This is a genomic window from Flavobacterium soyae (assembly GCF_021245985.1).
Classification (GTDB): domain Bacteria; phylum Bacteroidota; class Bacteroidia; order Flavobacteriales; family Flavobacteriaceae; genus Flavobacterium; species Flavobacterium soyae.
This window is the reverse complement of record NZ_JAJQXA010000031.1, coordinates 1-10,751: the sequence shown is the minus strand read 5'-3', so window position 1 is coordinate 10,751 and position 10,751 is coordinate 1. Positions and strand designations below refer to the sequence as shown.

Genomic DNA, 10,751 nt, shown 5'->3' with positions numbered 1-10,751 from the left:
TAGATTTTAGATTTTAGATTTTAGATTTTAGATTTTAGATTTTAGATTTTAGATTTTAGATTTTAGATTTTAGATTTTAGATTTTAGATTTTAGATTTTAGATTTTAGATTTTAGATTTTAGATTTACTAAAAAACGCCTCATTCTGAGGCGTTTTTTAGTCATGTTTAATTTTAATTAATGGTGATCATGGCCTTTACCGGATTGTTTTTTGGAGTTGTTTTTATTTTTATTGTCATGTTTCTGATCCCCTTTATATTCTTTATTTTTTCCCGGTTTTTCTCCTCTGTTTTTTTGAGGTTTTCCATGATACCCTTTAGGATAATCGGCTCTGTGTTTTTTATGATAAGTATACGGAGAGTTTCCTCTATAATCAGTTAAAACTACTTTATATCCAGAATACAAATCATAATATCTGTATCTTGAAGGAAGTCTTTTTTCACGAATCCATCTTCCGTTGTTGTCGTAAATAAACACACTTAGGTTTACATCATAGTATACATCGATGTCCGGTATATAATAATATCTGCTGTCATCATAACCTACTGGTCCCCAGCTTGGAGGTGTTCCAATATTTACATTAACTGATACTTGCGCCTGAGCAAAAAATACACTCATAAATAATACTGAGGCTAATACTAACTTTTTCATGATTTTGAGTTTTAAATATTAATTTTAGTAGATATTAATCTAAAGTAGTGCCAATTTTTACATTTACCGCATTTAATAGATAAAATTACTAAACTAATCGACGAAAGGTATTTTTTAAACGACATGCATTTAACTAAAAAACGCCTCATTACTGAGGCGTTTTAAGTCATGTTTTAATTTAACTTTATCGGCGGATACTAATATTTTTAACCACTCAAAAATATATACTTTTTTTTATACTAAATCATTATTTAGACCAAGGTCTGTTTTTTAACGACGAACGTAAAATATTTAAATTAAAACAATTTTATTTCCAGCCTCCTCCCAAAGCTCTGTATAAGTTTACAACGGCTTGTAATTTCTGTAAATTATCATTAATTCCGCTTAACTGTGCTGCTAAAAGGTTTTGTTCAGAAGTTAGTACATCTGTATAATTGGTAGCAGAGCTGTATTCTAAAAGCTGCTGTGTAAAATCGACTGCTTTTTCTAAAGCTTCAATCTGCTTTTGTCTCGAATCTTCTTTTTCAACTGCCATTTGATACGAATACAAAGCATTAGAAACTTCCTGACCAGCCGTTAAAAGACTTTGCTGGAAATTATTATAAGCCTGTAATTGCTGCGACTGAGCTGTTGTTAATCTTAACTTGTTTTTACCCTGATTAAAAATTGGCTGTGTTAATCCCCCAATTATCGAATAAAAAATAGAATTGCTAAAAAAGTCTTTTAATTCTAAATTCGAAAATCCGCCGCTTGCTGTAAGCGTTAAACTTGGATAGAAATAGGTTTTAGCTAAATTCGTAGATTCAAAAGCAACCCTGAAATTAAATTCGGCCTGACGAACATCCGGACGGTTTTGCAGCAACTGCGAAGGCATTCCAACCGCAATATTCTCCGGTATAATCTGTGTTCCTAATTCTCCTCTTTCAATTGGTCCAGGAGCTTGGCCTAATAAAATATTCAAAGCATTTTCGGTTTCACGAATACTTTGTTTTAAATCCGGAATCAAAACTTCTGCCGCATGCTGGTTGGCTTCACTCTGCACAACCGCTGCTCCGGTAACAATAGCACCTTCTTTTAAATCTTTTATTGTTGCCACATTTTTAATACGGCTTTCCAGTGTTTCCTGCGTAATTTTCAACTGTTTGTCATAAGCCAGTAACAAGAAATAGTTATTGGCAATGTCTGAAATCAACTGCGTCTGAACCGCTTGTTTTGCAGCATCTGTCGCTAAATAAGTGGCCAAAGCTGCTCTTTTAGAACTGCTTAATTTCCCCCAGATATCAGCTTCCCAGGACGTACTTAAACCTAATTTATAAGTCGTAGTTAAAGTATTGATATTTGCTCCTCCAAAATTCAAAGAAGCTTCTGACTGTTTTGAATGTGTTGTACTGGCATCCAGCTGTAAAGTTGGATAATACGCTAATTTACTTTGACGAAGCGAAGCACGTGCCTGTACAATATTCTCAATTGCATTTTTCAGGTTAAGGTTTTGATCTAATCCTTTCTGAATTAATGCATTCAGCTTTTCATCTTTAAAAACACTCTGCCACGGCATATCGGCAATCGTAGTCGAATCGGTGGAAGCTTCATCACGATAAAGCTTGTCTGTCGAGAGCGTTGTTGGGCGTTCGTACTTTTTGGTAATCGAGCACGCACTTAAAAGTACGGCTGCAATTACCATAAGAATATATTTATTTGAACTATTAGTCATCTCTGTTTGAATTTAATTTTACTCTTTGTGAGCTTCTATTAACTGAATTTCCTCATCGTCATCTTCATCATAACCATCTTTTGCAGGGCCGCTTACTCTTTCTTGCAAGGTCTGGAAAATGATAAACAAAACCGGAATAACAAATACTCCTAAAATGGTTCCAATTAACATACCTCCAACTGCTCCTGTACCAATCGATTTGTTCCCGACAGCTCCTGCTCCGGTAGCAAACATTAACGGAACTAATCCTAAAATGAAGGCGAAAGAAGTCATTAAAATTGGTCGTAAACGTGCCACGGCTCCTTCAATTGCTGCTTGTACAATTGGCAGGCCTTTTCGCCTTCTGTCCAAGGCGAATTCAACAATCAAAATACCATTCTTGGCAAGAAGTCCAATCAGCATGATTAGGGAAATCTGCAAGTAAATATTACTATTCAGTTTAAAAATGATTGAGAACAAATACGCTCCTGCTAAACCAAACGGAATTGAGAATAATACGGCAAATGGTAAAATATAGCTTTCGTATTGTGCACTCAGTAAGAAATAAACGAAAACCAAACACAAAATAAAAATGAAAATCGTTTCGCTTCCAGAAGCTAATTCCTCACGAGTTAATCCTGAAAATTCATAACCATAGCCTGTCGGCAGATTTTCTGCTGCAACTTCCTGAATTGCTTTGATCGCATCTCCTGAACTAAATCCAGGATTTGGTGCTCCGGTAATCGAAATAGAAGAGAAAAGGTTAAATCTTGAAATAGATTCCGGCCCAAAAACTCTGGTCATTTTTACAAACTCAGTAATAGGCGCCATTGTCCCGGCACTGTTCCTAATAAAGATTTTATTCAGTCCTTCTGTATTCGTACGGAATTCCGGAGAAGCCTGAATCATAACACGGTATTGTTTTCCGAATTTATTAAAATTCGACGCATACAATCCGCCATAATAACCCTGCATAGTTGATAAAATCGAGTTTATGGAAACTCCTGCATCTTTGGCTTTTGCCAAATTAATATCCATCATATATTGAGGGAAACCAGGATTAAACGGCGTTGTTGCGTATTGTATTTCGGGACGTTTAGATAGCTTTTCTAAAAATTCTGTATTCACTTTAAAGAACTCAGCAGTCGTGTGTCCGCCTTTATCCTGAAGCTGGAATTCGAATCCGCCGCTTTGTCCAAAACCTTGGATTGTTGGCGGTGAAATAAAGAAAATATTAGCTTCGCGAATACCGCTTGTTTTAGCAAAAAGCTGTCCAATAACATCATTAACACTTAAATCACGCTGATCCCAAGGATACAATTTCACAATAACCATACTGTAGGCACTACCCGCTCCGGCTGTAAAGTTCTGCCCCACGATACGAAGTGTATTTTTTACTCCCGGAATAGTTTTCGCAATACTATCAACTTTCTTGGCAATTACATCAGAACGTTCCATCGAAGCCGATGGCGGTAAACTAATATTGGCAAAAACTGTTCCCTGATCTTCCGCAGGAACGAAAGCAGACGGCGTGGTTTTCATCATATAAAATAACCCCGAGCCGGCAATTAAAATAGCAGCCAATACAATCCATTTTTTTACCGAAAGAAAACTTACAGAACGTTTATATCTTTGGGTTACATTCTCGAATGCAACGTTAAACGATGTGTAAAATCTTTGCAGATAACTTTTATGTTTATGATCGTCTGCGTGTGGTTTTAAAAGCAAAGCACACAAAGCCGGACTCAAAGTCAAAGCATTTACTGCCGAAAGAATAATTGCAACTGCCAGTGTAATACCAAATTGTTTGTAGAAAACCCCAGTTGATCCATTGATAAAAGTTACCGGAATAAATACCGCCGCCATTACCAATGTAATCGATATGATTGCTCCCGAAATTTCGCTCATGGCATCGATCGTAGCTTTCTTAGACGATTTATAACCGTGATCGAGTTTGGCATGCACTGCCTCGACGACCACAATTGCATCATCGACCACAATACCAATGGCAAGAACCATTGCAAAAAGTGTCAATAAGTTGATCGTAAACCCAAATAAACTCAAGAAGAAAAATGTTCCTATAATAGCAACCGGAACCGCAATTGCCGGAATTAATGTTGATCTAAAATCCTGAAGAAAAATAAATACTACGATGAAAACCAATATAAAAGCTTCTATCAAAGTGTGGATTACTTTCTCAATAGAGGCATCCAGGTTTTCGTTAACGTCTACCAGAATCGTATATTTTACACCTTTTGGAAAACTCTTCGCTGCTTCTTCAATCAGCTTTTTAGAGTTGTTGATTACGTCACGTGCATTTGATCCCGGAGTCTGGCTGATTGCCATCGCTGCAGATTCTACACCGTTTGTTTTAATAGTTGATGCATAACTTAAAGATCCTAACTCAACTTTAGCCACATCTTTAAGGCGGAGCATTTGTCCGTTTCCAACTGATTTTATAACAATGTCCTCAAATTCCTGGGCGCTTGTTAAACGTCCTTTGTATTTAATTACATATTGAAAAGCCTGATTTCCATTTTCACCAAATTTACCCGGTGCGGCTTCGATATTTTGTTCTGCCAAAGCAGCCGAAATATCACTTGGAATCAGTTTGTATTGCTGCATTACATCTGGTTTCAGCCAGATTCTCATGGAGTAATCTTTGGCGCCAAAAACGGTTACATCTCCTACTCCAACTACACGCTGGATTTGCGGTACAAGATTAATCTTCGCATAATTTTGAAGAAACGTCTGGTCGTAAGCTTTATCTTCACTATATAAAGAGAAAATCAATAAGTTACTACTCTGGCTTTTAGTTACTGTAACCCCCGCCTGAGTTACCTCTACAGGCAGTAAACTTGTTGCTCTTGAAACCCTGTTTTGAACGTTTACTGCGGCTAAATCAGGATTTGTTCCTACTTTAAAGAAAATTTTGATCGAAGCATTACCATCATTTGTTGCTGTAGAAGTCATGTACGTCATGTTTTCTACACCATTAATCTGCTCTTCAAGCGGAATTACAATACTTTTTAGTACCACGTCTGCATTGGCACCCGTATAACTTGCCGATACGTTTACCGTTGGCGGCGCAATATCCGGATATTGAGAAATAGGTAACTCAATTAGGCCCAAAACACCTAAAATGACAATAATAACAGATATTACCGTCGAGAGTACAGGTCTTTGTATAAATTTTTTAAACATTTTTTTTATTTTAAGTCGGCGTATACTGTTTCTGCTTTTTGATTTTGAGCTTTAATCTCACTTCCTTCTTTTAGAGAAGCAACTCCTTCTAATACAATTTCATCACCTGCGTTTAAGCCGCTTGTTACCACATAATAATTCTGTGCTGTATTTTCAAGTACAGTGATATTGGCATTTTTAGTTTTACCGTCTTTTCCTAAAACAACTGCAAAAATTTTATCCTGAAGTTCAAATGTCGCACTCTGAGGAACTATAATAACATCTTTAACCTCATTTGGGATTCTTACTGTTGTACTGCTTCCGCTTCTGATAATTCCTTTTGGGTTCGTAAAACGAGCTCTTATATTTACCGTTCCGGTTTCGGTATTAATTAATCCGTTTACCGTTTCTATTTTTCCTTTTTGATCGTATGCAGAACCATCTGAAAGCAATAAAGAAACTGCCGGAAGGCTTTTGATTTTTTGATTTAATGAAGCTCCTGAATCTTTAGTAAAATTTAAAAGGACTTTTTCATTCATAGCAAAATAAGCATACACATTTCCAATGCTTGAAACTGTTGTTAAAGGTTCAGTTGTATTTGAACTTACCAAACTCCCTAAACGAAACGGAATTGAACCTACAACGCCGTCAACCGGGCTTGTTACGGTTGTATATCCTAAATTGGTTTTAGCATTTACCAAAGCAGCATTTGCCTGAGCCAAAGAGGCTGCAGCAGATTCATAAGTATATTGTGCTGATTCTAAATCGTATTTACTTATAATTCCTTTTTCAACCAATGGCCTCACTTTGTTTACAGCTAATTTTGCTGCACTTAAATCGGCCTGAGCGCTTTTGATACTTGCCGATGCTGTACGAACTTGCTGCTCATATTCTGGCGCGCTTATTTTAAATAAAGGCTGGCCTGCTTTTACAACAGCACCTTCATCAACAAAAATCTTATCAATATATCCTTCTACCCTTGGGCGGATTTCTATATTCTGCTGTCCTTGAATGCTGGCTGGATAATCGCTGTTTAATGTAGCAGATTCCGGCTGTAAAATCAGCGTTTTATACTCTTTAACCTGCGGTGCTCCTCCGGCCTGAGCCGATTTATCATTTTTACCGCAAGATGCGATAATAACTGATGCTGCGAGAATGCTTAAAAATGATTGCTTATTCATTTGAAATAATATCTAATTATCGATTATATAACAGCAAAAGAAATAAAATATAGCACACAAAAAATTTGAAATAGACGAAGAGCAAATGACAATCGATAAAGATGACCTGACACACGATGGGATTTTTTAAAAATTAAACAAGTGTTTAATTCTTAAACTCATCGGTTCTAAAATGGTTTTTAAGGACTGTAATTCTCTTTTTAGCGATTGGATAAAAATTGCATTCAAATAAACTGTAATATTGTCAAAAAAAGATAAAATTCGAAATGGCATCAAAAGTATACAGACCTTATTATTTTACCGGACTTCATATTTTGAGCTGGTTATTATTGGGATTCATCATGTTATTTTATATGCCTTTAACCTGGAATGTAATTCTTCCGGGGGTATTTTGGCTTTGGCAGATGATTGTATTGCTTCTGCTTATCATCATTTTTTATTCTAATGCCAAAATCATAGTTCCAAAAACCATTATAAAAGACAATACTTCTCCGTTTTTGATTTGGGCTTTTCTCACGGTTTTTGCTATGCAGGTTATTGCTTATTTTTATACTTCTCAAACGGATCTTCACAATAAAATCAGTTTAGTTTTAGGGTTTAAAAAATACCGAAATCCTTATTTTGACAATTATGTTTTAATGCTCACTTTATTGGTTTTAGGAATCAGTACGAGCTGGGCAATGTTACAGCATTGGCAGAAAGCTGCACAGCATAAACAAAAACTGGAACAGGATAAAACTATGGCCGAACTGGCCATGCTGAAAGCACAGATTAATCCACATTTTTTCTTTAATTCCCTAAACAGTATTTATTCGCTTACTTATACTGATATTGAAGATTCTAGAAATGCACTTCATACTTTAAGCCGAATGATGCGTTATTTACTGTACAGTACCGAAGAAAGAACAACATTGCTTAAAGAAGCCGAATTTATGAGAGATTTTATCGCGCTCATGAAGCTTCGTGCAAACAAAAAATTGACGATTACAACCGACATTCCGGAAAAGATACACGATTACCCAATTGTTCCGATGTTATTGCTGCCTTTAGTAGAAAATGCTTTTAAACATGGTATTCATGCTACTGATAAAAGTGAAATTTATATTTCGCTGAGACAAGACGGAAGCAATCTTGAATTTGAAGTAAAAAATACCTATTTCGAAAAAACATCAACTACTGATGAAGGCGGAATTGGTTTAACGAATACAAAACGCAGACTTCATTTAATTTACCCAAATAAACATATGCTGACAGCCGGCATTGGTAAAAACGGAATGTATGATGTAAAACTGCAAATAAACTTAGAGTAATGGCAGTATTAAAATGTATAGCAGTAGATGATGAACCTCTCGCATTAAGACTTGTCGAAACTTTTATCGAGCAAACTCCTTTTTTGCAATTAACTGCAAGCTGTGATAATGCAGTTGAAGCGATGAGTTTAATACGGGAAAAACAGCCTGATCTTGTTTTTCTGGATATCAATATGCCCAATTTAACGGGAATGGAACTGGCGAGACTTTTACAGGAACAGCCGGGGCAAATACCTAAAATCGTTTTTACAACTGCTTACAATCATTATGCTATTGAAGGTTATAAAGTAAATGCTGTCGATTATCTTTTAAAACCTTTTAGTTATGAAGAATTTCTGCGTGCTGCAAATAAAGTATTGCAAATAACAGAAGAAGCTTCAAATAACTTCCAGACCGTTGCGGCAGATGATGAATTTATTTTCTTAAAAGTAGAATACCAATGGGTTCGAATTGCGCTTAAAGAAATTTTATATATCGAAAGTTTAAAAGATTATGTAAAAGTGCATCTTGATGATTCTCAAAAAGGAGTGCTTTCGCTAATATCCTTAAAAGCTTTAGAAGAAAAACTGCCATTGGCAAAATTTATGCGCGTTCATCGTTCGTTTATCGTTTCCCTTGACAAAATAAATGCCATTACCAAAAATTCAATTTTCATTGGCAAAACTGAAATTACCGTGGGCGAGCAATACAAAGAAACGTTTAAAACTATTGTCGATAAATGGCTGAAATAACATTGAAACATAGAAATAATCCTTTATTTGATAAATTAAACGAAGTGTTTCCAATTTTCATGAAGAAGTTAAAGAGTCTTTAAACGCAGGTTTACAGTCGCAGTCACAGTTTTCAGTTTCTCTAGCAAAAACTATCCAGGAAGGAATATTTATAATTCATAATTAACAATTAACTTTTTATTCCCTAATTTAGTTATCCCAAAAAATCAAGATCATGGATAGCAAAATAACCAAAGAAGATATCAGTCAGGAAGTATTTGATTTGTATGATGATTATGCCCATAATAAAATTAACCGAAGACAGTTTGTAGAAAAACTTTCCATATTTGCTGTTGGTTCGCTTACACTTCCGTCACTTTTAAGTTTTATGACGCCCAATTATGTCGACAGTATTTTAGTGCAGCCAGCAGATCCCAGATTAAAAACAGGTTATATAAACTATGATTCTCCAAGAGGCGGCGGTTCTATTAAAGGGCTTTTATCACAGCCTGCTCAAGTCAAAAAGAAATTACCAGGAATAGTTGTAGTACACGAAAACCGCGGACTTAATCCTTATATTGAAGATGTGGGCAGAAGAGCGGCAATTGAAGGATTCATTACTCTTGCGCCAGATGCTTTGTCTCCATTGGGCGGTTATCCCGGTAATGATGATGAAGGACGTGAATTGCAAAAGAAACGTACCAGAGAAGAAATGCTCGAAGATTTTATTGCTGCTTACGAATATCTTAAATCACACAAAGACTGTAACGGTTATATTGGCGTTGTCGGATTTTGTTTCGGCGGATGGATTTCGAATATGATGGCAGTTAAGGTTCCTGATTTAAAAGCAGCGGTTCCATATTACGGCGGGCAGCCGACGAAAGAAGAAGCCGAAAAAATAAAGGCTCCGCTCCTATTGCATTATGCAGGTTTAGACACACGTGTAAACGATGGATGGCCGGCATTTCAGGAAGTTCTGAACAAAAATGAAGTCGAAAATACGGCTTATTTTTATTCAAATGTAAATCATGGATTTCATAACAATACAACGCCAAGATACGATGAAGCGGCGGCGGCACTTTCGTGGACAAGAACCATCGATTTTTTTAAAACAAAACTGAAATGAGAATATTACTGAATAAAGCCTAATTTTGCACCAAATATAATCTCAAATGAATTTGTACGAACTTGTTGTAAATGATACTGAAAAAATTGTATTGGAAGATCTGCTTTTCAGCGAAGAAAATAAATCTGCACTGCTTCAGACCATAAAAGAGCATAAATACATCGAAGAATTAAAAAAGTACAACCTCAAAGTTGATAATAAGATTCTGCTTCACGGACATTCGGGCTGCGGAAAAACGACAACTGCAAAAGCTATTGCAACGGCATTAAATAAAAACATTGTTATTATTAACCTTAGTACTTTAATCAATGCTAAAATTGGCGAAACATCAAAAAATGTAAAAGCTATTTTCGATAAAGCAATTCGCGAAAAAGCCGTTTTGTTTCTGGATGAATTTGACCAGATTGGAAAAAGCCGTGAAAGTGACGACAAAGATGTTGCGGAAATGAGACGTTTGGTAAATACTATTATTCAGTTAATTGATTATTTCCCAACGGATAGTTTATTGATTTGTGCTACGAATTTTTACAAAAGTATCGATACGGCTTTGCTTCGAAGATTTCAAATCAAGCTAAAGTTTGAAATGCCAGACGAAAAAGTACTGGATATTTATTATGATAAATTACTGGCTGGTTTTCCAGTACATTTTCAGGATATCCCACGTAAATACAGCATTTCGTACGCTGAAGCAAAAGATTATGTGCAGACAATAATGAAAAAACAAATTATTGCTGAATTGGAACTTAAAGACCTAAAATTCATCGAAACTATTTTATAAAAAAGAGGCTGTCTCAAAAGTGAGGCAGCTTTTTTTGTGGCATAAAAAAAGGAAAGCTTTCGCTTTCCTAATTCTTGCAATTTGATTAAATTGCGGTGTGTGTATAGCTTCAAAAGTAGTCTT

General features: G+C 35.8%; 9 protein-coding genes. 5 read left to right on the top strand and 4 right to left on the bottom strand.

Annotated elements, in window-relative coordinates; genetic code table 11:
- Nucleotides 1-176 precede the first annotated feature (176 nt).
- From LUU93_RS21410 to LUU93_RS21395, 4 genes are all read right to left on the bottom strand, one after another.
- Nucleotides 177-650, bottom strand: coding sequence for a hypothetical protein (locus LUU93_RS21410; RefSeq protein ID WP_232683211.1), 474 nt, complete (start codon nt 648-650; stop codon nt 177-179).
- 307 nt (nt 651-957) lie between these two features.
- Complete coding sequence (locus LUU93_RS21405) at nt 958-2,361, bottom strand: efflux transporter outer membrane subunit (RefSeq protein WP_232683210.1); 1,404 nt, start codon at nt 2,359-2,361, stop codon at nt 958-960.
- A gap of 18 nt (nt 2,362-2,379) precedes the next feature.
- Nucleotides 2,380-5,544 carry an efflux RND transporter permease subunit gene (locus LUU93_RS21400; protein WP_232683209.1) on the bottom strand — a complete coding sequence of 1,055 codons (3,165 nt, stop codon included), beginning with the start codon at nt 5,542-5,544 and terminating at the stop codon, nt 2,380-2,382.
- 5 nt (nt 5,545-5,549) lie between these two features.
- Nucleotides 5,550-6,704 (bottom strand): efflux RND transporter periplasmic adaptor subunit, encoded by a 1,155-nt coding sequence (locus tag LUU93_RS21395; RefSeq protein WP_232683208.1) that lies wholly within the window; start codon nt 6,702-6,704, stop codon nt 5,550-5,552.
- 266 nt (nt 6,705-6,970) lie between these two features.
- Here LUU93_RS21395 and LUU93_RS21390 point away from each other — a divergent pair, with 266 nt between their 5' ends.
- The 5 genes from LUU93_RS21390 to LUU93_RS21375 all read left to right on the top strand — a co-directional run bounded on the left by LUU93_RS21390 (nt 6,971) and on the right by LUU93_RS21375 (nt 10,628).
- Entirely contained in the window at nt 6,971-8,014 is a 1,044-nt protein-coding gene (locus tag LUU93_RS21390; RefSeq protein WP_232683207.1) for a sensor histidine kinase, read from the top strand.
- Entirely contained in the window at nt 8,014-8,745 is a 732-nt protein-coding gene (locus LUU93_RS21385) for a LytR/AlgR family response regulator transcription factor (protein WP_232683206.1), read from the top strand. The genes LUU93_RS21390 and LUU93_RS21385 overlap by 1 nt, the downstream gene beginning before the upstream one ends.
- Nucleotides 8,733-8,828 carry a DUF3861 family protein gene (locus LUU93_RS21850; RefSeq protein ID WP_369010205.1) on the top strand — a complete coding sequence of 32 codons (96 nt, stop codon included), beginning with the start codon at nt 8,733-8,735 and terminating at the stop codon, nt 8,826-8,828. The genes LUU93_RS21385 and LUU93_RS21850 overlap by 13 nt, the downstream gene beginning before the upstream one ends.
- A gap of 131 nt (nt 8,829-8,959) precedes the next feature.
- The gene (locus tag LUU93_RS21380; RefSeq protein WP_232683205.1) at nt 8,960-9,850 is read left to right on the top strand and encodes a dienelactone hydrolase family protein; all 891 of its coding nucleotides are present in this window, start codon (nt 8,960-8,962) and stop codon (nt 9,848-9,850) included.
- Between the two features lie 46 nt (nt 9,851-9,896).
- The gene (locus LUU93_RS21375) at nt 9,897-10,628 is read left to right on the top strand and encodes an AAA family ATPase (protein ID WP_232683203.1); all 732 of its coding nucleotides are present in this window, start codon (nt 9,897-9,899) and stop codon (nt 10,626-10,628) included.
- Nucleotides 10,629-10,751 lie beyond the last annotated feature (123 nt).

Bases quoted from the DNA above. Each gene is read 5' to 3' on its own strand.
- LUU93_RS21410 (WP_232683211.1), bottom strand. From the start codon at position 650: ATGAAAAAGTTAGTATTAGCCTCAGTATTATTTATGAGTGTATTTTTT.
- LUU93_RS21405 (WP_232683210.1), bottom strand. From the start codon at position 2,361: ATGACTAATAGTTCAAATAAATATATTCTTATGGTAATTGCAGCCGTA.
- LUU93_RS21400 (WP_232683209.1), bottom strand. From the start codon at position 5,544: ATGTTTAAAAAATTTATACAAAGACCTGTACTCTCGACGGTAATATCT.
- LUU93_RS21395 (WP_232683208.1), bottom strand. From the start codon at position 6,704: ATGAATAAGCAATCATTTTTAAGCATTCTCGCAGCATCAGTTATTATC.
- LUU93_RS21390 (WP_232683207.1), top strand. From the start codon at position 6,971: ATGGCATCAAAAGTATACAGACCTTATTATTTTACCGGACTTCATATT.
- LUU93_RS21385 (WP_232683206.1), top strand. From the start codon at position 8,014: ATGGCAGTATTAAAATGTATAGCAGTAGATGATGAACCTCTCGCATTA.
- LUU93_RS21850 (WP_369010205.1), top strand. From the start codon at position 8,733: ATGGCTGAAATAACATTGAAACATAGAAATAATCCTTTATTTGATAAA.
- LUU93_RS21380 (WP_232683205.1), top strand. From the start codon at position 8,960: ATGGATAGCAAAATAACCAAAGAAGATATCAGTCAGGAAGTATTTGAT.
- LUU93_RS21375 (WP_232683203.1), top strand. From the start codon at position 9,897: ATGAATTTGTACGAACTTGTTGTAAATGATACTGAAAAAATTGTATTG.